The 21,614-nt window shown below is 34.6% G+C and carries 23 protein-coding genes and 1 tRNA gene; 7 read left to right on the plus strand and 17 right to left on the minus strand.

The window, feature by feature from the left end:
• Positions 1-5: 5 nt before the first annotated feature.
• The 3 genes from C6H18_RS06995 to C6H18_RS07005 form a co-directional block, all read right to left on the minus strand.
• Entirely contained in the window at positions 6-1,244 is a 1,239-nt protein-coding gene (locus tag C6H18_RS06995) for an amidohydrolase family protein (protein WP_104722393.1), read from the minus strand.
• Positions 1,245-1,722: 478 nt separating this feature from the next.
• Positions 1,723-1,799 (minus strand) — tRNA-Arg (locus tag C6H18_RS07000).
• Between the two features lie 51 nt (positions 1,800-1,850).
• Positions 1,851-2,138, minus strand: coding sequence for an HU family DNA-binding protein (locus C6H18_RS07005; RefSeq protein WP_104722394.1), 288 nt, complete (start codon positions 2,136-2,138; stop codon positions 1,851-1,853).
• Between the two features lie 168 nt (positions 2,139-2,306).
• Here C6H18_RS07005 and gap point away from each other — a divergent pair, with 168 nt between their 5' ends.
• From gap to C6H18_RS07025, 4 genes are all read left to right on the plus strand, one after another.
• On the plus strand, positions 2,307-3,305 hold the full coding sequence (gap, locus tag C6H18_RS07010) for a type I glyceraldehyde-3-phosphate dehydrogenase (protein ID WP_104722395.1): 999 nt from the start codon (positions 2,307-2,309) through the stop codon (positions 3,303-3,305).
• A complete protein-coding gene (locus tag C6H18_RS07015) occupies positions 3,306-4,571 on the plus strand; it encodes a glucose-6-phosphate isomerase (RefSeq protein ID WP_104722396.1) in 1,266 nt (421 codons plus the stop codon). It begins immediately after the preceding gene.
• A 92-nt stretch (positions 4,572-4,663) separates the two neighbouring features.
• Positions 4,664-5,671: a phosphate acetyltransferase gene (gene pta, locus C6H18_RS07020; protein ID WP_104722397.1), complete on the plus strand. Its 1,008-nt coding sequence runs from the start codon at positions 4,664-4,666 to the stop codon at positions 5,669-5,671.
• A 54-nt stretch (positions 5,672-5,725) separates the two neighbouring features.
• Positions 5,726-6,928 carry an acetate/propionate family kinase gene (locus C6H18_RS07025; protein ID WP_104722398.1) on the plus strand — a complete coding sequence of 401 codons (1,203 nt, stop codon included), beginning with the start codon at positions 5,726-5,728 and terminating at the stop codon, positions 6,926-6,928.
• Between the two features lie 451 nt (positions 6,929-7,379).
• Here the strand turns inward: C6H18_RS07025 and C6H18_RS07030 are convergent, their stop codons facing one another.
• From C6H18_RS07030 to C6H18_RS07050, 5 genes are read right to left on the minus strand one after another with little or no spacing between them, the layout of a single operon-like run.
• Positions 7,380-8,156: a tRNA 2-thiocytidine biosynthesis TtcA family protein gene (locus C6H18_RS07030; protein WP_104722399.1), complete on the minus strand. Its 777-nt coding sequence runs from the start codon at positions 8,154-8,156 to the stop codon at positions 7,380-7,382.
• A 24-nt stretch (positions 8,157-8,180) separates the two neighbouring features.
• Positions 8,181-8,567: a hypothetical protein gene (locus tag C6H18_RS07035; protein ID WP_104722400.1), complete on the minus strand. Its 387-nt coding sequence runs from the start codon at positions 8,565-8,567 to the stop codon at positions 8,181-8,183.
• A 9-nt stretch (positions 8,568-8,576) separates the two neighbouring features.
• Positions 8,577-10,013, minus strand: a complete 1,437-nt coding sequence (locus C6H18_RS07040; protein ID WP_104722401.1) for a DNA methyltransferase — start codon at positions 10,011-10,013, stop codon at positions 8,577-8,579.
• Positions 9,998-11,041: a DNA methyltransferase gene (locus C6H18_RS07045; protein ID WP_104722402.1), complete on the minus strand. Its 1,044-nt coding sequence runs from the start codon at positions 11,039-11,041 to the stop codon at positions 9,998-10,000. The genes C6H18_RS07040 and C6H18_RS07045 overlap by 16 nt, the downstream gene beginning before the upstream one ends.
• A 4-nt stretch (positions 11,042-11,045) precedes the next feature.
• The gene (locus tag C6H18_RS07050) at positions 11,046-12,395 is read right to left on the minus strand and encodes an MFS transporter (RefSeq protein ID WP_104722403.1); all 1,350 of its coding nucleotides are present in this window, start codon (positions 12,393-12,395) and stop codon (positions 11,046-11,048) included.
• Between the two features lie 71 nt (positions 12,396-12,466).
• On the opposite strand from C6H18_RS07050, the gene rdgB reads away from it, so the two are divergent.
• Complete coding sequence (gene rdgB / locus C6H18_RS07055; protein ID WP_104722404.1) at positions 12,467-13,087, plus strand: RdgB/HAM1 family non-canonical purine NTP pyrophosphatase; 621 nt, start codon at positions 12,467-12,469, stop codon at positions 13,085-13,087.
• Here the strand turns inward: rdgB and C6H18_RS07060 are convergent.
• The 9 genes from C6H18_RS07060 to C6H18_RS07100 form a co-directional block, all read right to left on the minus strand.
• Positions 13,073-14,056, minus strand: a complete 984-nt coding sequence (locus C6H18_RS07060; protein WP_104722405.1) for a L,D-transpeptidase family protein — start codon at positions 14,054-14,056, stop codon at positions 13,073-13,075. The two genes, rdgB and C6H18_RS07060, sit on opposite strands and share 15 nt — an antisense overlap.
• Before the next feature lie 12 nt (positions 14,057-14,068).
• Positions 14,069-14,953: a GTPase Era gene (era, locus tag C6H18_RS07065; protein ID WP_104722406.1), complete on the minus strand. Its 885-nt coding sequence runs from the start codon at positions 14,951-14,953 to the stop codon at positions 14,069-14,071.
• An 11-nt stretch (positions 14,954-14,964) separates the two neighbouring features.
• Complete coding sequence (hslU, locus tag C6H18_RS07070; protein ID WP_104722422.1) at positions 14,965-16,287, minus strand: HslU--HslV peptidase ATPase subunit; 1,323 nt, start codon at positions 16,285-16,287, stop codon at positions 14,965-14,967.
• 28 nt (positions 16,288-16,315) lie between these two features.
• Positions 16,316-16,849, minus strand: a complete 534-nt coding sequence (gene hslV / locus C6H18_RS07075) for an ATP-dependent protease subunit HslV (protein ID WP_104722407.1) — start codon at positions 16,847-16,849, stop codon at positions 16,316-16,318.
• Complete coding sequence (gene rplI / locus C6H18_RS07080) at positions 16,849-17,295, minus strand: 50S ribosomal protein L9 (protein ID WP_104722408.1); 447 nt, start codon at positions 17,293-17,295, stop codon at positions 16,849-16,851. Before rplI ends, hslV begins: the two co-directional genes overlap by 1 nt.
• 164 nt (positions 17,296-17,459) lie before the next feature.
• Positions 17,460-18,413: a CobW family GTP-binding protein gene (locus tag C6H18_RS07085; RefSeq protein WP_104722409.1), complete on the minus strand. Its 954-nt coding sequence runs from the start codon at positions 18,411-18,413 to the stop codon at positions 17,460-17,462.
• The gene (locus C6H18_RS07090) at positions 18,406-18,738 is read right to left on the minus strand and encodes a hypothetical protein (protein WP_104722410.1); all 333 of its coding nucleotides are present in this window, start codon (positions 18,736-18,738) and stop codon (positions 18,406-18,408) included. The genes C6H18_RS07085 and C6H18_RS07090 overlap by 8 nt, the downstream gene beginning before the upstream one ends.
• A gap of 33 nt (positions 18,739-18,771) precedes the next feature.
• Positions 18,772-19,653 (minus strand): polysaccharide deacetylase family protein, encoded by an 882-nt coding sequence (locus tag C6H18_RS07095; protein WP_104722411.1) that lies wholly within the window; start codon positions 19,651-19,653, stop codon positions 18,772-18,774.
• A 21-nt stretch (positions 19,654-19,674) separates the two neighbouring features.
• Positions 19,675-20,538, minus strand: a complete 864-nt coding sequence (locus C6H18_RS07100) for a carbon-nitrogen hydrolase family protein (protein WP_407645608.1) — start codon at positions 20,536-20,538, stop codon at positions 19,675-19,677.
• A 129-nt stretch (positions 20,539-20,667) separates the two neighbouring features.
• On the opposite strand from C6H18_RS07100, the gene flgB reads away from it, so the two are divergent.
• Both flgB and flgC read left to right on the plus strand, forming a co-directional pair.
• Positions 20,668-21,102: a flagellar basal body rod protein FlgB gene (gene flgB / locus C6H18_RS07105; protein ID WP_104722412.1), complete on the plus strand. Its 435-nt coding sequence runs from the start codon at positions 20,668-20,670 to the stop codon at positions 21,100-21,102.
• 9 nt (positions 21,103-21,111) lie between these two features.
• The gene (gene flgC / locus C6H18_RS07110) at positions 21,112-21,612 is read left to right on the plus strand and encodes a flagellar basal body rod protein FlgC (RefSeq protein WP_104722413.1); all 501 of its coding nucleotides are present in this window, start codon (positions 21,112-21,114) and stop codon (positions 21,610-21,612) included.
• Positions 21,613-21,614 lie beyond the last annotated feature (2 nt).

The raw sequence follows: 21,614 nt of genomic DNA on the forward strand, positions 1-21,614 counted from the left end.
TCTCCTTATACAGCTTTACCACCGACAAATAATTGCTTCACTTTACCATTAAAAATCCAATCATAAAAAGGAGAATTTGGATTATCAATAATTTGTGTTTGCTTGGTATCAAACAATAATAAATCCGCATCATACCCTTCTTTAACCAAACCTTTATGAGAATCAATACCTAGAGCTTTAGCGGGATTAAGGGATAGAATTTTACTCATCTCTTTTAAAGTCATTCTCTCATTTTTCACAAAAAGACTATAACACATTGGTAAAAAATATTCAATCATATCCACACCAAAAGCAGCCTCTTCAAACGCTAAGTCCTTTTGTGTCAAGGATTTTTCTGATTGCAAAGCAGTAATTAAGTCAATTTCTAGGTCTTTTACTCTCTTGATGAACTTTACTCTAGTAGTTTCAGGTTTTAAAGGAGGCTTTATCTTAGCAGCAGTGTTATAGTTATTGCACAAATCTTCTGTTAATAATAAATGATGAATAGAAGTTTGGATAAAAATATGAGGATTACTTTTTTTAGCTTCTTGCAAAATCTCCACACTCCTATCTGCTGCAATCGTATTAAAAATCGCCCTTACTTGCATAAAACAAGCAATCTCACTCATCATTGCGACTTCTTTAGTTTCGCTTAATACAGGAATAGAAGGCAATCCAAGTTTAGCACTAAGCTTACCATCATTCATCACCCCATTAGCACTTAAAGATTCATCTTCGCAATTAAAAAACATAGGAATATTTAACATTAAAGCAAATTCACAAGCTCTCCGCAATAAATTCCCATCTTCACTAGATTGGGAATAAATACCAACAGCACCCTTTTTATGTAAAATTGATAGAGGGGGTAAAGCATATTTGCCTTTTTCTAGTTCCTCCCCTTTACTACCTACAACACCTACAATTTTAGCCTTAAAATCACCCTTTAGAGTATTTAAAAGTTCTATTCCCATTTCCGTGCTTAAAAGGGGTTTGCAATCTGGCATCAAAACTGCCAAACCAATGCCTCCAAGTGCAGCTTTAGCGGATAACTTCAAAAGATTTTCTTTAGTAAGTATAGAATCTTGAACCCGAACATTTAAATCTATTGCACTTGGCATTAACACTAAACCTTGGGCGTCTAAAACCTCTTCATTAGCTTGAGGTATAATACTCCTCTCTACCTTAAGGATTTTTCCTTCTTCTATCCTAATATCACCTCTTTGCTCTCCATTAGCATCACAAACCATAGCACCTTTAATAACCATAAAATTTAACCCTACTTAAAAATTTTTATAATTATCACAAATTTTCTACTAAAAGCTTATTAAATCAATCCTTATAGATGATATTCAATGGTAGAAATCATTCAAATCTTACTATGAGGGGTATTTATGACAATTAACGATGCCAAAATCCTTAAGAAGTTTTTAAAGCGATATTCCCCTTTTTTACCCATAAGATTCCCCAATCTATCTATAATGTGTAGAGCTTGAAAGCTAATATCCTTAATCTTTCAAAACCCATTATTCAAAAATTCATTTTTTATAATCATTGCATTAACGACAATTTCTCTCTAACTACGACCTTTGATATATACCAATAGCCTGATAAACTCAAAGTAACAATAATGCTATAAATACCAAATCCCTAAAATACCAACACTATCACTACCTAAATATGAATTTCTTAAACTAAAATACAAATAATGCTTAAAACTGCATCGAAGACATCATAGTGTAACTTTGGTGTCCACGATGCGATTTGAACGCATGACCTCACGATTAGGAATCGTGTGCTCTATCCAGCTGAGCTACGAGGACAATGTTATTATGTAGAAATGAAGATTCCCAAAGAGGGAAAAAGAAGAATTTTTATTTTTTTGCTGCTGCAACAGCGTCTTTAAGACCTTTTCCAGCTTTAAACTTTGGAACGAATTTATCTTTTGTTTTATATTTTTTATTAGTTCCAGGAACAGTGCCTTCTTTACCCTTTTGAAGAACTGATTCAAATTTACCAAAACCAACTAATTCGATACTTTCTTTTTTTGAAAGAGCTTTTTCAACAGCAGCTACAAAAGAACTGATGGCTTTTTCAGCATCTTTTTTTGTTTCATACTCGCCAACACTCTTAACTAAGTCTACAAATTCTGATTTATTCATCTGAAATAACCTCCGAAAAATTAATTTTAGGCAAGTATTCTAACATAAATTTAGGCTTTTTCAAGCATTTTCACAGCAAAAACATTCATTTATTGCTTTGTTTATCAATTTTAAAGGATATTTTCCATACCATAATAAGGATACAAAATTGCTCTATAAAGGGAAAGAATGGCTTTAAAAATAGCAGTTAATGGGACAGGAAGGATTGGTTTATGTGTTTGCAAAATTTTAGAACAAAGAGAAGATTTAGAGCTTGTTGCTATCAACACCACTATGCCTATTGATACACTTATCCACTTACTTAAATATGATTCTATACATAAAAATAGCGAAGTCATCAAAGTCTCTAATGATAAAATTCATATTGGCAAACAAAAAAACATTCAAATTATCAGCTCAAGAGATATTAAAGCATTAAATTTTGGAAATTATGGTGCAAAACTTGTTATAGAATGCACGGGTGCTTTTAATGATATTCATAAAGCCAGCACTCACCTTTATGGAGGAATACAAAAAGTTGTTATTTCAGCTCCTGCAACAGATACCCCTACCTTTGTCTATGGAGTAAATCACACAGCATACCAACAAGAATCTGTTATTTCAAATGCAAGCTGCACAACCAATGCTCTAGCACCTATTACGAAGATTCTACACGAAAATTTTACCATTACAAGCGGTTTAATGACTACTATTCATAGCTATACTAATGACCAAAATCTCCTTGACTCTAAGCATAAAGACTTTCGTCGTGCAAGAGCCGCAGGATTAAATATGATTCCGACCTCAACAGGTGCAGCAAAGGCAATTGGGCTTGTAATGCCAGAGTTGCAAGGTAAGCTTAATGGATTTGCTATTCGTGTGCCAACTCCTGATGTTAGTATTGTAGATTTAACTTGTGTTGTAGAAAAAGAAGTTACTAAAGAACTCATTAATGAAACTTTCTTAAAAGCCTCAAAAACCACAATGCGAGATCTTATCTTAGTCGATGAGGATAAACGCGTTTCTAGTGATTTCATAGGCTCCCCTTATAGTGCGATTTTTATTCCTGATTGCACAGCGGTAGTAAATAAGAATCAACTTAAAGTCGTAGCGTGGTATGATAATGAATGGGGATATTCAACGAGGCTTGTAGATATGGCAAGTTTTATAGGTAAAAACATTCTATAAATGTTAAAAACAAGTAACACTTATGAAAATTTTTTACAAAACAATCCTCATCTTTTCCAAAAAGATCATTTAAATCATTTTTTTCAACAAGTATTAATCGAAAAAAACAGCAATGTAACTGGATATTATCACTTACCCTTTGCGGATAACACAACAATTTTTGAATACCTTAAAAATAATGAATCTTTTTTAGATTCTATTAAAACACTCGTAATTATAGGTATTGGAGGAAGCTCTCTTGGCACAAAGGCTATTGATACTCTACTCTCTCACCAACCCCACAGAAAGAAGATAAAACTATATTTTTTAGAGCATACAGACCCTATTACAATCCAAAAACACCTGCGACATATTCATTGGCAAAAAACGCTATTTATTGCTATTTCAAAGTCAGGATTAACTATTGAAACTACTTCACTTTTGAAGTTTGTGCTGAAAAAATATGCACTACTTAAACATAAAAATCATCTCCTTGTTATCACAGATATAAATTCTCCTTTGCACCAATGGTGTTGCAAAGAAAACATACAATCTATCACTATTCAACCCAATATTGGTGGAAGGTTTTCTGTATTAAGCGCTATAGGAATCTTGCCATTGGGTATTTTAGGGTATGATATTAAAAAACTACTCAAAGGTGCTGAAAAAATTAGCCAACAATTCTTTGTAGAAAGAAAAGAGGAGATTTTAAAAAAGGCATTGTTTCTTATTAATAATGAAAAAAATTTTCCCATTAATGTGCTTTTCTCTTATAGTAATGTCTTTAAACATTTTAATTTATGGTATATGCAATTATGGGGAGAATCTTTAGGAAAGCTTGATATTCACCAGCAAAGGAGAGGATTAACACCCATTGCGCTAATTGGAAGTATTGATCAACATTCATTTTTACAACTCATTATGCAAGGAACGCGCAATAAAACCATTACCTTTTTAAATGTAGAAAACCTTACAGAAGAATCCCTTTATATCCCCAATATCAGTTTAGAAGGATTAGAAAGCACAGATTTTGCTAATAAATCATCTTTTAATCAGCTGTTAAATCTCCAATGTGTCGCAACCAAACAAAGCATTATGAAAGAAAACATTCCTATGGATTCTATAACTTTAGAAAGACTCTGCGAAGAAAGTGTCGGGGAACTTATTTTTTATTATGAATTACTAACTTCTTGTGCAGGAATTTTGTTACAAGTTGATACATATAATCAACCCGGAGTTGAATTTGGTAAAAAAGTCTTAAGAGAAAAATTTACACATTTAAAATAAAATTCCATATTTTTTTGCTTTTTGCTTGTCTATCTTTAGAATATTTACCTTACAATATTACATTAATTAAAACATATAAATAAGGATTTATTATGGGTTTTCTTAATACTATCAAACAAAAGGCAAAGGACGCTCCCCAAACCATAGTCCTACCAGAAACGACAGATATAAGAACACTAGAGGCGGCACATAAGATTTTAGAAGAAAAAATCGCCAATCTCATTTTAGTTGGAGAGGAAGAATTCATAAAAAACTCGGCTCCGCATTTAAACTTAGCCAATGCAACTTTCATCGACCCACGATACTGCGATGAGCTAGATAGTTATGTGGAACTTTTTGTAAAACTACGAAAACACAAAGGGCTTAGTGAAAAATCTGCAAGAACTTTACTCTTAGAAAACCCGCTTTATTTTGGTGTAGCTTTAGTGAAAACTCAAAAAGCTGATGGAATGGTTGCAGGAGCTATTAATTCTACGGCAGATGTTTTACGAGCTTCTTTGCAAATTTTAGGAACAAGAAAAGATTCCAAAATTGTTTCATCTTTCTTTTTAATGCTAGTTCCAAACCACGATTATGGAGAGAATGGAATCCTCTTATTTTCTGATTGCGCATTGGTACAAAACCCAAATGCACAAGAACTTGCCTCCATTGCTATTGACTCTGCAAAAAACTTCCAAACATTTGTTGGCAAAGAGCCTATTGTAGCGATGCTCTCACATTCTACTAAGGGAAGTGCTAAACATCCTGATGTTGATAAAGTCCTAGAAGCTACAAAAATTGCGCAATCTCTAGCACCAGAAATTGCATTAGATGGTGAATTCCAGCTTGATGCAGCTATTGTGCCAAGCATTGGAAAATCTAAAGCACCTGATAGCAAAATTGCCGGAAAAGCAAATGTTTTAATCTTTCCTGATTTAGATTCTGGAAATATCGGATATAAACTCACCCAAAGATTAGGTAATGCAGAAGCCTATGGACCTATCACGCAAGGTTTAGCCGCACCTGTTAATGATTTATCTAGGGGTTGTTGCAGTGATGATATTGTAGCCGTTGTTGCGCTGACAGCTTTACAGGCACAACAAAATAAAATAAAAAATTAATTCGTGATTGAAAAATAATAATGTTACAAACAAAACAAAAATAAAGGAGAAAAAATGGATATTTTAGTTATTAATTGTGGAAGCTCTTCGCTTAAATACCAAATTATTAATGCTGATACAGAGGATGTATTAGCTTCTGGAATGTGCGATAGAATAGGTATTAATGATGGAGAATTTAGCTACAAACCAACAAATGGAGAAAAACTCTCGAAAAAAATTGATATGAAAGACCACGAAGTAGCAATCAAGATTGTTTTAGAGACTTTAACTGACACTCAAATTGGTGTCATCAAGTCCTTAGATGATATTAAAGCCGTAGGACATAGAGTTGTGCATGGTGGGGAATGTTTCACACAATCAACCCTTATTGACAATGAAGTTATGACCCAAATCAAAGAATGTATAGATTTAGCACCTTTGCACAATCCTGCAAATCTATCTGGAATTAGAGCCTGTCAGCACCTAATGCCAAATACCCCTATGGTAGCAGTATTTGATACCGCTTTCCATCAAACTATGCCCCCCAAAGCCTTTATGTATGGTATCCCCTCTGAATACTATGAAAAATATAAAATTCGCCGTTATGGCTTTCACGGAACAAGCCATAGCTATGTTTCTAAAAGAACCGCAGCATTTTTAAATATCCCTTTAGAAAACTCTAGAATCATTACCTGTCATTTAGGCAATGGCTCTAGTATCTGTGCTATTGAAAATGGAAAGAGCATTGATACAAGTATGGGATTAACTCCGCTAGAGGGGCTAATTATGGGGACAAGAAGTGGAGATTTAGATCCCGCTATTGTTGATTATATTTGCCAAAAAGAAAATATCAGCACCAAAGAAATGATGAATATCCTCAACAAAAAATCCGGAGTGCTTGGCATCTCTGGGTTATCTAGTGATTTTAGAGATTTATTAGCAGCAGAAGAAGCTGGTAACCAAAAGGCAAAATTTGCTAGAGCAACCTTTGCTTATCGTGTTGCAAAATATATTGGTTCTTATACAGCTGCATTGACCACTGTCGATGCTATTTCCTTTTGCGCAGGAGTAGGCGAAAATGCTAAATTCATTCGTGGAATGATTATCTCCCATTTACAATTCTTAGGCATTAAGCTTGATGAGAAAGCAAACCTAGAAACCGTCGGCAAAGAAGGCATTGTGTCTACTCCAGATTCTAAAGTCAAAGTCTGTGTTATCCCCACCAATGAAGAATTAATGATAGCACGAGATACAAAAAATATTATTATAAACCTATAAGTTTCTTGCCACTTCTTTTAAGTGGTAAGAACTTTTAATCATTCCTCACTCTCCATTTATTATCGTGATTTTAGCCTTAATTGTTGGCATAGGGGTTTTCTCTGCTATATTGCAATACTTTTTAGATCAAATGCTTTGAGTGTTAGTTTGCATAACCCTAATCATTTTAGCAGATAGCCTTTTTTCTGTGGGGTTAAGGACAAAAAGACAGCTTTTATTTCAAGGACAGGATTTTAAAATTGTCCTGCCCTCTATGATGCTATGTAATGCCATTGCTTTCCCACTTGGTGGAATCTTGGTCTCCCTTTTTGCTTCCAACTATTCTTAAATCACTAAGCCTTTTTTGGATCGCATTAGGAGCAATCTTTCTAGTAGCGATTTTACTTGTAATATTTCAGCAAAAAGAGTAACACCCAATAAATCATCTCATAAGCTAAAGAGAATCACAATCTTATTTATCCAAATACCTCTCATCAAAAAGGCTTTTTAAATGCACATTTCCTAACGCCACTTTTAAGGAAGTAAAAAAATCTGGATTTAAGGATTCTATTTCTTGAAGCATTTGCTTAGTTTTTGCCCTTGCATAGGGACGCTTATCGTCCCCTTGCCACATAATAGGGCAATTACAATCAGGGGCAATATAAATATTGTTTTTAGCAATAAAATCAATAATCTGTCTCTCGCGCACAAAAATCAAAGGTCTAATCACATATAAACCATTCTCTGCCTTATAAATTGGCGGCATAGAACGCAAAGCCCCATTATAGCTTAGATTCATCATAAAACTTTCCGCTGCATCATCTAAATGATGTGCTAAAGCTATTTTATTAAACCCTCCCTCAAGTGCCTTAGAATACAAAGCCCCCCTACGCATTCTTGAACAAAAACTACAATAAATCGTCCCCTCCCTTTTATTCTCCTCTAAAATCTTATAAATATCCGTGCGATACAGCTCATAAGGGATTCCAAGTTTTTCACAATACTCAAAAATATATTCATACTCCCCCCCTCTCCCATAATCCACCGTCAAGGCTTTAAACTCAAAGTCAAAAGGTGCATATTGCTTTAGTCTTGCCAAAAGAGTAGCCAAAAGTATAGAATCCTTCCCGCCACTAAGCCCAAGCAATATCCTATCACCCTCCCCGATAAGCTTTAGCTTCGCATTCGTGCTTCCTGTAATTCTTAAAATTTTTTTACTAATCTCTATATTTTCTTTAGTTTTAGCCATTTGCATTCCTACCTTAAATATTTGCTATCTTGTAATGCTCTTAAGACAAAGTATTAAATTTTCATACCCAAAAATCGCATCAGTATAAACCTTATCAATCAAAGATTCTATTTTTTCTTGCGTAGCCCCTTCTCCGAGCTTAAAAGTTGCTATGTTGTAGATTTCCTCATCCGCTAAAAACTCATATTCTTGCGTATTGGTAAGCAATGTAATTTTTTCTTCATCATCTTTTATTTTATTATTCACAAAATTTATAAATGCCTCTAAAACTTCATCATTTATATCCCAGCAATTGATGAGATTCTCTTTATCACTTTCACTCTTTGGGATAACATTATTATTTTTATCTAACACAAATTCCACTTTTAGCTTCTGCCCTGCTGCATTATCGATATATCCCACCTTATCCACTCTTACCCCTTACAACAAATCCATCTCATCAAACAATCCCGCTTTTTGTCCTTTTAAAACCCACTCTCCACTTTGTTGCATAGGGGTAGCAATGCTTTCTAAAACCTCTTTAATGAGTGCTTTGCTTGGGCTTATGCCATTTTTAAGCAAGGGGATAATCTCTAAACAAATATCATCAAAATAAGTCTTTTTATTTTGCCTTTTTGCCCCACGCAAATAGGAGAGCAAAAAATATTTTGTTCTGAGTTCCAGCGGGATTGTGTGGCTTTTAAACTTCTGTCCTTTGGGGATATGGTATTTTCCGCTTGTCTCATCAAGGTCAAAATTTGAGCTAATCAAAGGCGTTAAATCTACATAATTTTTGCTTAACTCGTGCAAAAAGCCAAGCTCCAAGCCTTTAATCGTGATTTCAGCGTGAATCTCTTCCAAACTCGCCCCATCATCTCTAGCAATCAAGGCTTCAATGTGATTGAGCACAAGGGCGGCAATATCATCTCCTAGCGATTCTTTAGCCAAAGTTTTGGGGTTTTGCACCTTTTTAAAATAAATAATAAGCTGCCCGCTTAACACAGAAGCCTTAAATTGCCTCTTTTTGAAGGTTGTTTGCCCATTATCCTGCCTGATAGAGCCGACATACTCAAAGCCAATCTTTTGAGCCTCTTCTACGAGAATCTGCCACAACTGCGGGTCTTGGTGCTGGAATACAAAGGCAAGCCAGCGATTAAACTTTAACACACGATACATTTCTTTTAGGCTTGCTATCATAAGCGTGTGGTATTCCTCTCTACTCTTTTCTAAACCTCCCTTTTCTATGCACTCTTTTTCTTTCAAAGAACTATCCACAGGCAAATCCAGCCATACATTCCACATCGTGCTTAAATCAAGATAAGGAATCTTTGCGCCATAAGGGGGGTCGGTGTAGATAAAATCTATGCTTAAAGATTCTATTTCTTTTAAGTTCGTTGCATCAGCTTGGAAAATCTTTTCTCCATTGGTTTTATCAAGCAAAGAATCAGTTTTTTCTATATTTTCTCTTTGGCTTATCATAGCACAGCTAAAGTCTTTAATCACTCTCTTTAGGGGATAAAAATAGCTTTGATAGAATGCATCACTTGGGGTAGATTCTAATTCTCTTTTGCCTCGTATCACAAGCCTAATTTTACGCCTATAAATTTCTAATACATTTAAAAAACAAGGCTCTTTAGCTATTCTATAACGACCATAAAATGCAAAATGGTTTCCCCCACCTTTTGGTGTCTTATGATAAGTCAAATTAATTAAACTCAAAGTATTATAAAACGCTAACATCAGCGAATACCGCAGATTCCTCTTATGGATTCTAGCCTCCCTGCTTCCACTGGGTGTGGTGTGTTTCAAAATAAGTTTGCGTAAAATGGCAAGTTCGGCAAGTTGCATTTTGCTAAAGAGCTTTAGAACGCAATCCACATCGCTCCCCTTTGGCAAAAGCTCATCTCTTGGAAATCCTGTTGCTTTTGCGTAGCGATTTCTCCAAACTCACTATCTAGCGCATTGGGATAATATTTCGCACCTTTTAGAATCTCTTTTGCCTCTTTTTCATTTTTGGGTTTAAGATTCTCAAATTCTTTTAAAATCTCTTCACCCAAATCATACAATGCGCTTAAATCTACTTTCACACTTAAGGCTTTTGCCATAAAGATACTTAGAGGGTTCAAATCTGTGTGGATTCCAATCCTACCATTTACCATCGCCTCAATCGCACTTACGCCACTGCCTCCAAAGGGGTCAAGCACGACATCACCCTTATCGGTGAAATTCTTAATATTTTGTGTAACAATATCCCAGCTTTGACGCGTGAAATACGCCGTGCAGCCAAAATAGCGCGCTTTGGCTTGTTTTTTAGGATTTACAATCGCTCTAGGCAACTCTCTATTTAAATACCATTCCTCACTTTTTTGGGGTGTTTTAGCATCTTGGGCTAAGGTTTGCTTCAGAGATTCTAGCGGAGTGGTGAGATATTGCCTAAGAAGTGCGAAACTTTTATTTTTAAAGCCATTGGCAAAAAGCTCCTCACAAGAAAACTCTTTTAAAAGACTCTGTCCATTGGTCGCAAATAGCATAAAGCTTTCGCCATTACAAAGCGCATAAAAGGGAGCTTTTAGCTCTGGATTAATCGCATAATAAAACGCTTGTCGCTCTGCCTTGCTTTGCCAATCAATCTTTACCTTTGGGGCTTTGGCATCAAGCACACAATGGGGCTTACAATCCACATATAGCACATAATCAGGAAACCTTGTAAAAGTGATTTTTTCATTGCTTCCTAGTATCGTTGGGCTGGTGATTTTGAGGCTTAATGCCAACTCTAAGGGCTTGGGATTCTTCAAATCCCTATCAACAAAGCCCAGCTCCTTTAAAAGCACGGCGATAATAAACTCACGCACAGAATCTTCTTTAAAATCCTTATTATCCAAACCTGAAAAATTAAGACTTTCCATTGTCTTACCCCAAAAGAAACTTATCTGCCATTTCTAACTTCACAAACCTCATAATCTCCTCTTCTGATATTAAGTGCTTATCGTATTTGATAACAGCTATACACTCACACTCATTAATATACCATTCTAACACTCCTTGAAGCGAGGATAAAGATTCTAGCCCCTCACTCTCTTTTAGGGGCAAATAAAGCATCTTATGAAAAGTGGGGTTTGCTAAAAACACCAAAGATAAAATCCATAGCAAAGAAACAATAGCAACAAAAATGCTAATAGAAAACATTCCAAAAAATTCATACAAATGCGCTCCTACCAATGCCCCTAAAAAAGAGCCTAAATACCCAAAAGAAGTAAAAACGCCTAAAGCGCTTCCTTTTTGATGTGCCTTACAATAGCGACTAGCGAGGCTTTGCATAATAGGTTCGTGCATAGAAAAACCAATGAAAAATATCAAAATTCCTGCAATAAAAATCCATTGATTAGAACTCCCCATCAAAAAATACGCCAAAACAAACAGCAAAATACCAAAAACTAGCACGCTCTTAAACCTGCCTCTTTTTTCTGCCACAATAGCCGCTGGTATCATAGCTAAAAACCCTAAAACAGCAGCGGGAATATAGATTTGATAAAGTTCGTTTTTAGACATATCAAATGCTTTAACAAGCGCAATAGGAATGATTAAAAAAGCCAAAGTCATAAAACCTTTTTGCAAAAAATTTGTAAGATTCATAATTAAAAGATTTTTATTTTTTAAAATATCATTATATTTAAAATCATCTCCATTAAAACTATAAGTTATTTTTGGGGCATTTGGCACAAAAAACACTAAAATAGCTATACCCAATATTCCCAAAGCACAGGTGATTCCAAATAAACTTTTAACGCCAAGGGCTGCTCCTAAGAGAGGTCCTATAATTAGTGCTGCGGTAAAGCTTAAAGAAATAATCCCCCCCATTAACGCCATAGCTTTTGTCCTACTCTCTTCTTTTACCAAATCTGCAATCATCGCACTAACCACGCCACCAATAGCACCAGCACCTTGTAACAATCTCCCTATAATAAGCATATAAATATTATCACTTAAAGCACAAATAAAAGAACCACAGGCAAAGATTAAAAGCCCTATAAAAATAATACTTTTGCGCCCAATTCTATCGCTCAAAATCCCAAATGGGATTTGAAACAACACTTGTGTGAGTGCATAACCACCTACAACAACTCCTACTAAAATCGGGGTTACCCCCTCTAAAGATAAAGTATAAAGAGCCAAAAGTGGCATCACTACAAAAAGCCCAAAAAAGCGAAATCCTATAATAAACCCCAAAGGAATGACTTGTTTTAATAAAGATTCTTTCATAAAACTCACCAATTTGTTAAAATACTAAATAAGCTAAAATTTTATCTAAAATACCATAAACAAGGCATAAAATGCGATTAATTATAGCCACTTCTAACCCAAACAAATTACAAGAGATTCAAAAAATCTATGCACCACTTTATAAAGATACGCTTAAAATCCTATCTTTTGCTTCTTTGATACAATCCTTTGAAATAGAGGAAAATGGCACAACCTTTCAAGAAAATGCTTTGCTAAAATCAAAAGCAGTCTTTGAGGCTTTAAAGGCAAAAAATCTTTTGTCCCAAAAGGATATTATTCTCTCTGATGATAGCGGAATCTGTGTGGAAGCATTACAAGGAGCTCCGGGAATTTATAGCGCAAGATATAGCGGTGGAGATGATAAAGCTAATTTAAAGAAGCTTCTATTAGAGATTGCTAATCTACCCGCAAAAACTTCAAAAGCCTATTATTGCGTCGCTATTGGAGTTAGTAGCTTTTATGGAGACTTTAGCGCACACGGCTTTATGTATGGGCAAGTCATAGCAGAATCAAGAGGCGATAATGGCTTTGGCTATGATCCGATGTTTATCCCTAAAGGATTTAAAAAAACCCTTGCAGAGCTAACTAGTGAGGAAAAAAATGCTATCTCACATAGAGGAATCGCACTAAAAAGAGCAAACTTTATCCTTAGGGCATTATTGTTCGGCTAGAATCTGCATTTTTCCATTTTTTAGCTCAATATAAAGCTCTTTAGCCCCATTAGAGGAATAATTTAAACGATTACCCAAATACGCTTTATAGTTTTGATGATAGCTAATTTTAAAAATATTCCTCTCTTCATCATTAGGATAAGGGGAGATATTAATCTGGCTAAATTCTATCTTTTTGACTTCATTTTTCTTAAAAATTCTACGCTTAGTTTCTGCAAATTCTTTATATTTTTGTCTGTCATAACGTATAAATTCTTTATCATAAAAAGAAAGATAGGCTTCAGCATCATTATTAATCCAAGAATCTCTCCAACTAAATAAATCCGCTAAAATGGTCGCTAAATCCTCTTTGGAAGCTTCTTTGATTTGGTGTTCAAAAGTGATTAAAAGAGATTTTTTATAATCAATAATTTTATCCACATCCACTAACAAATCATTTTCAATAGCGATACAACCTCTAGTGTTTAAATCTTCTCTATCGCCATTTAAAGGCATCCCGTGTATCCAAATCCCATAGCCTGTTCGCATTTGCAATCTATCATAAAGATTAGGGTAAGAAGTGCTTAGGGCTAAAGGTCCATAATATTGATCTAAATTCACCAAACGAGCATTTAAGGTATAAACCCCAATGGGCGTTGCCAAGTCTCCTTCTTTTAGTTTATCTCCCTTTTTAGAGCCTACCAAACTATTAGCCTTTAATTTCTCTTCCCATTTATTATTTTCAAACTCATAAAGCTTCAATATAGGCTCATCTTTAGTAGCAAGAAATAAATATTTTAAATCCTCATAATAGCCAAAGCGAGTATCCTTCTTTTCTAAAACCTCTCTCCAATACTCGCTAATTTGTAAAGTCTCATCAATTTTTTTCTCTAAAGCCTTCACGCCACCATTGCGATAGAGTTCAATCCACTCATACTGCTGCGCATAACCTACCAATGCTACCAATAAAACCAATAAAATAATTCTCATAATATCTCCATTTTAATCTTCAAGGTTATAACCAATTTTTTTAAGCTTATCTTTTTCTTTATTCCAATTTGGCACCACCTTTACAATAAGTTCTAAATAAATTTTCTTGTTAAGGAATCTTTCAATAATCTCCCTAGCTTCTTTTCCAATGCGTTTAAGCGTTGTTGCATTTTTACCAATGACTACACCTTTTTGACTCTGTTTTAATACAATAATCTCTGCTTTAATATAATCAATATCAAGTTTTTCTCTATAGGTTTTCACAATAACATCACTCTCATAAGGCAATTCCTCACTTAAATTATTAAAACAAGATTCCCTAATCATTTCTTTTGCAATTTCCCTTATAGTATTGGGGCTTAAAATTGCATTATCATAATAAAAAGGATTTTTGGGCATAAATCCAGCTAATACCTCTATAATCTTTTTCAAGCTTCCATTATCTTTATAAGATACAGGAATGAGTGCTTTATAAAAATCTTGGTATTGCTCATATTCTTTTATTTTCTTTAAAATCTCTTCTTTAGAGGCTGTATCAACTTTAGTCAATAATAAAATATGGGGTTTATCTCCGATATTCTCTAAAAATTCTCGATAAAAATCAATCTTGTCGTGAATAGGAGATAAAAAGAGTAAAAAATCACAATCTTGCATAGCCCTAATTGCTTCTTTTAGCATAAAGGCATTAAGCATCTTCTCTTGCTTATCAATTCCGGGTGTATCGACAAAAATCATCTGCACATTATCTTGAGTAAAAACAAGATTCATCCTTTTTCTTGTAGCATTTACCTTATGTGAAACTAAAGCTAATTTCTCCCCTAAGAGAGTATTTAACAAAGTGCTTTTACCAGCATTTGGACGCCCAATCACTGCTACAAATCCTGCTTTAGTATCCAATGTATTCCCAATTATAAAATATAACGCGCCATATCAACATTTGCAACAAGTGCTTCTAACTTTTCTTTTACCAATTCCTTAGTAATATTGACAACTTCTCCTTGGTATCTCTCTGCTTCAAAACTAATATCTTCAAGCACTTGTTCGACGACGGTATGCAACCTCCTAGCTCCAATATCCTCTGTCTTTTCATTAGCTTTTTGAGAATAATGCGCTAATGCCCTAATGGCTTCATCCTCAAATTTTAAAATCACTTCTTCTACCTTTAAAAGTGCTTCATATTGGCGCAAAATAGAATTTTTAGTTTGAGTTAGTATTTTATACAAAACCTCTTCATCAAGGCTATCAAGCTCCACTCTCAAAGGGAATCTCCCTTGCAATTCCGCAATCAAATCACTAGGCTTACTAAGGCTAAAAGCACCCGCTGCGATGAATAAAATATGATCGGTTTTAATGCTACCATATTTGGTATTAACAAGACTCCCTTCTACAATAGGCAATAAATCCCTTTGTACCCCTTCTTTACTAGGATCTTGCCTACCTTGAGATTTAGAGCTTACAGCAACCTTATCAATCTCATCAATAAAGATAATCCCGCTACTCTCTGCTCTTTTCAATCCCTCTTGCCTAATACTCTCCATATCTAAAAGTGCCTCACTAGCTTCAGTCCTCAAGAGATTTTTAGCTTCCTTAATCGTTACTTCTTTTTTAGAATCCCCTTTTGAATAACCAGAAAACACCTTTGCGACAGTCTCTTGCACTTTTGCAAGCTCTACTGGCATATTACTATCATCAATTTCTAAGGGACGCTTGATAATCTCAATTTCTATTTTTAAATGATCCATCTCCCCACTTTCAACCCGAGATCGCATCTTAGCCGCTGCTTTTTCGTATTCCTCTATTTTTTGCTCACTCGCACCTTTTGGCAGAGGAGGAATAAGCTTTTGGATAATCTTATCTAGCACATATTTTTCGATATTAGTTACATTTTTTACCTGATGTTCCTCTTTTACAAGATTGATAGAGGCAATCACCAAATCCCTAACCATAGATTCAACATCTCTCCCTACAAACCCTACTTCCGTATATTTGCTTGCCTCAACCTTTGCAAAAGGTAGCCCCATCATCTTTGCCATTCGCCTTGCAATCTCTGTCTTACCCACACCCGTAGAGCCAATCATCAAAATATTTTTTGGCATAATCTCTTCTTGTATCTCTTTAGGGAGTTTTAATCTCCTATAACGATTTCTAAGTGCTATGGCAACGACCTTTTTAGCATCATTTTGACCAATAATATATTCATCAAGATAAGCAACAATCTCTTTAGGCGTCAAGTTTAAAAATTTTTCCAAAATAGCCCCTTTAAAGCTCTAAAATTTTAATATTTTCATTGGTATAAATACAAAGCTCTCCAGCAATTTTTAGAGATTCTAAAACCAAATCCTTAGGCTCTAAGAGATTGCCAAATCTATCCAAAGCTCTAGCGGCAGAGAGTGCATAATTTCCACCACTTCCAATAGCGGCAATTCTGCCATCTTCTGGCTCTACAACATCTCCTGTCCCACTTAGGATAAAGATATGTTCTTTATCAAGCACAATCATCATAGCTTCTAATCTTCTTAAATATTTATCTTTACGCCAAGCTTTAGAAAAATCTATCACAGACTTTAATAAATCTCCTTTTTTGTTTTCCAAAATCCCTTCAAACATATCAAAAAGACTAAAAGCATCGGCGGTGCTACCTGCAAAGCCACTCAAAATTTTATTATGGTAAAGAGAGCGAATCTTTGTAGCATTTCCCTTTAATACACAATTCCCAAATGTTACTTGCCCATCTCCACCAATTACCGCACCCTTTTCATTCCTATACGCAAGTATCGTTGTTGCCTCAAACATTATATCCCCTCAACATCGACTTTTAAAGTAGCGTGAATACCCTGCCCTAATTTAACTTCCACCTCATAAACGCCGGTGGATTTAATGGGGTTTTTTAATTCTAAGGTTTTTTTATCAATATTTAAGCGATGCTCTTTTAGTAAAAGTTCCGCAATATCTTCTTTTGTTATAGCACCATAAAGCGAACCATTAGCACCAACCTTTTGTTGAATCTTTAAAGTAATTTCCGCAATCTTTTTTGCAGTCATTTCCATTAAAGCCCTCTCTTCTGCAGCGATTTCTAAAGCTTTTTTTTGCGCTGCTTTATAGCGGTTAATCACTTCATTAGTCGCAAAATCTGCCATCTTTTTTGCGATAAGAAAATTTTTTCCATAGCCATCTTTGACTTCGCAAATCTCTCCTTTTTTGCCCAAGCCTTTGACATCTTGCAATAATAATACTTTCATTCTCTCTCCTTAACTCTAAAATTCTAACATTTATTTGATAAATATAAAAACAATGAATAATAAATTTTAACGACTTTTCCAACCAAAAACTTAGTTCTTATTAAATGATTATTTTGCATAAATTCAGCATTTATCAAACCTTCATCAACCAACACAAACTAAAATCAATGAATGTTAATCACGATTTTTTGCTTTAATAAACCCGCAAAAACTTCAAAAGACTCCAATAGCTCCTCTTTATGAATATCTCTAAAAATAAACACCATCTCCGAACCTCTTTTCTTATCCCAAGATTTAAGGTGTAAAGGAGGATGAATAATATGTAAGACACTATTAATAGCAATAGGATACCCTTCATTAGTATCTAAAATACCTTTGAATCGTAGAATCTTCTCGCCATATTTATACAAAAGCATACTAAGCCATACACTAAAAACATTCCAATCTAAAAACTCTTGAAAACTTATGGAGAGGGAATAGGTAGTATCTTTATGCAAGTTTGTTTGTATTGGAATTGAATGTTTAATCTCTCTTGAAGTTAAAATATCCCTAAAATCTACTAAATTTTTGGGCAGAATCTCAACAAAAGCATTATGGTTTGCAATACAATTTATAATCTCTTGAATATTTCCATTAAAAAGCTCTTGTTTAGTTAATACAACCTTATCAGAGATAGCAATTTGTAGCCTTGCCTCCTCGTGCTTTAAATGTGAAAATACATTCAAGCAATCAACACAAGTTAGAATCTCATTCACAAAAAAATGGTGTTGCAAGACACTATCTGTCAAAAGACTAAAAATAATAGGAGCGGGATTAGCAAGTCCCGTAGTTTCTATAATAACATACTCTACATCCCCATTATTTAAAATTTCTTTAAGCTGAAACACCAAATCTTCACGTTTGCTGCAACAAATGCAACCACCTTGCAATAAAATCGTTCTTTCCTCTATGTGATAAATTGCTTGGTTTAAAATAGTGTTATCTAATCCCGCTTCACCAAACTCATTAACAATAACGGATAACTTTTTATCCGCATTGTTTTGTAAAACTTCGCTTAAAAAAGTTGTTTTACCACTCCCTAAAAAGCCCGTAATAATTGTAAGGGGTATCTTAGCCATAATTTTTTTGTAAAAACTCTAAAAGTTTTATATCTAAAACATCAATATCTTTAGAAGTTAGTGAATCTGCCCTTTCCCAAAGCTCTCCTAAATGATTAATAATCTTTGTATTTCCCTTTTTATCACTTAAGACAAATTTAGAGGCATTCCATTCTTTTAATTGCAAACCATAGAAACTTAAAACCATATTTACAACCTTTACCTTTTGCAACCTTTGGCGCATCCTCTCCCTTTGTTTATCCCCTACAATAACTTCCCTTTCATCAGAATTTACACCCTCACTCCAATGAATATTTGTAATTAACTCTCCGCATAAAACACACATAAAATCTCCTATTTTAAGAGGGCTAAACCCTCTTTATTTCCTTCTAGGATTTCTTTTTAGAAAATCTTCTGCCATTTCATTAAGAGTTACCCATCGCACACCTTCGTGCTTATTAATATGTTCTATAATTCTTTGATGCATTAAAAGCACTTGTGGGCGTCCGCTTACATCAGGATGAATAGTCATAGGAAATACCGCATAATCCATATTTTCATATACCCAATCAAATTGATCAATCCACATCTGCCCAATATCACGAGGAGAAACAAACCCAAAGCTATTGGGAGACTTTTTAATAAACATCATAGGAGGCAAATCATCAAGATACCAATTTGCTGGAATCTCTACTAAATCTGTTTCCTCTCCCCTAACAAGAGGCTTCATCCAATCTTTTGCCTCTGCACTATAATCAATCTTTGTCCATTTATCCCCAACGCGAACATAATAGGGAGTGAAATCATTATGCATTAAAGAATGATCATATTTGATTCCGTGTTTTAATAAAAGTTCATTTGTTACATTAGAAAACTCCCACCAAGGAGCGACATAACCTGTGGGCTTTTTGCCTGTTAAATCCTTAATAAGCTCAATGCTTTTAAGCAAAACATCTTCTTCTTGCTTAGGAGTCATCGCAATAGGATTTTCGTGAGAATACCCGTGCGCTCCAATCTCGTGCCCCGCATCAATAATCATTTTCATCTGCTCTGGAAAAGTTTCAATAGAATGTCCCGGGGCAAACCAAGTAACATTAAGATTATATTTTTTAAAAAGCTTTAAAAGTCGTGGGATTCCAACTTCTCCAGCAAACAATCCCCGTGAAATATCATCAGGGGAATCCTCACCTCCATAGCTTCCAAGCCAACCTGCCACTGCATCAATATCTATGCCATAACCAACTAAAATTTCTTTTGCCATTTTTACTCCTTTTAAATTAGATTAAAGTCTATTCTCTAAGCTTTGCAAAGCCTTTATTTGCAAAGACACATCCATATCTTGCAAATAAGGGATTGCTTTTCTTTGTTTGGCACACTCTCCTAAATCAAGCCCACATATTAAAACTTCATTGCTTTTTCTTGCTCTTGCTAAAACTTCCCCTTGGGGATTAATAATTTGAGAATTTGCCGCAAAATTTATTTTTTGGTGGGTGAATTGGCTAATTTGACTCCTGCTTTGATTAACCGCTAAAACAAACACTCCATTTTCTAATGCTCTAGCTCTACTTGCGAGATTCCAAGCATAAAGCCTTGCCCTCCCAAAAGCTGATGGAAATATCAAAATATCTGCACCCTTTAAACCCAAAATTCTAGCCCCCTCACTAAAGCCTATCTCATAGCAAATCTGCAAACCAACCTTAGCCCTAAAACCCCCAAAATCTAAGCTAAAAACAGGATAATCCTCACCTCTGCAAAAGCGTCTGATCTCATCTCCCCATAAATAAATCTTTCTATATTTGCCCACTAAACCCTTTTGACTAAGAATAAAAGCCGTATCATAAAATACTTTATTATGAGAATCTCTTTCTATGATAGAGCCTACAACATAAACTTGATATTTTAAACAAAAATCTAAAAGGGTAGTCAAAGTTTTAGAATCTTCAAAGTTTTCAAAATCACTTGCATATTTATAATCTTCTAATTCCACACAATAACCACTATCAAAAAGCTCTGGAAAGACAACAAGCTTTGAACCATTTTCAACGCCTTTTTTGGCTAACTTTAAAGCAATCTCTAAATTACCCTCAACATCCCTTGAAATACTAGACATTTGGATTAAAGAGACTTTTATTTTATTATTCATCATTTGAACTCTTAAATTTCATCAATGTGTTTTAAACTAAGACTATAATTTTTACCCTTAAATTTATATTATTAAAATTGGAATAATACTTGCTTAATAGCTTGTGTATATATTATCTCTTAAGGAGATTAAATGAGTATTTTTAATTATAGTCAAGCAAGACAATTAGCACAAGAAGCACTAGATTATAGGGCTTTACGAAGAGATATGATTGCAAGTAATATTGCTAATATTTCAACCCCTATGTATCGCCCAAAAGATTTAAATTTTGAGCAAATGATGGCAAAAAAATCCGAGGAAATATTTGATAATAAGAGAAACTTAGAATTAAAAGTAGCTATTACTAACACCAATCATCTCCTGCCTTTAGAAGATAAGAATAGCAATCTACCAACCATCTTTTATCGTGATGGACATCTAAGTAGAAACGACGGAAATAGTGTTGATATAGATATTGAAACTACCGAAATGGGGAAAAATGACATTATGTATCAAGCTTTAGTGGGTGCTTTAAGAAAACAGGCAGGAATTTACGCCTATGCCCTTGAATCTTCAAGAAATATTTAAGGAGTTCTAATGTTTTTATCAAGCTTTGATATAAGTGGTTATGGACTATCTGCACAGCGTCAAAGAGTAAATGTAATCTCTAGCAATATTGCAAATGCAAATACCACAAGAACTGATGAGGGTGGTCCTTATAGAAGACGAGAACTAATCCTTAAAGCCTTTGATTTTGATAAAGTTTTAAACCAAAAGTATGAAAAAAGCAATAATTTGCTAAAATACGAAGATCCATTGGATGAAATGGATATTTTTGATAAAGGATTAGAGCCTAAACCTACGCTTATGAGCGTATATGTAGATAGGATTGTCAGGGATGACACACAACCTAAAATGAAATACGAGCCAAACCATCCAGATGCAAACTCAGAAGGTTATGTTGCCTATCCCAATATCAATCCTGTCGTGGAAATGGCAGATTTAATCGAAGCAACTAAAGCTTATCAAGCCAATGTTGCAGCATTCCAAAGTGCCAAAAATATGGCGAGTACTGCTATTTCTATGTTCCAAGCATAAAG

The sequence above is a fragment of the Helicobacter mesocricetorum genome, assembly GCF_900198605.1.
GTDB classification, from domain to species: Bacteria; Campylobacterota; Campylobacteria; order Campylobacterales; family Helicobacteraceae; genus Helicobacter_D; species Helicobacter_D mesocricetorum.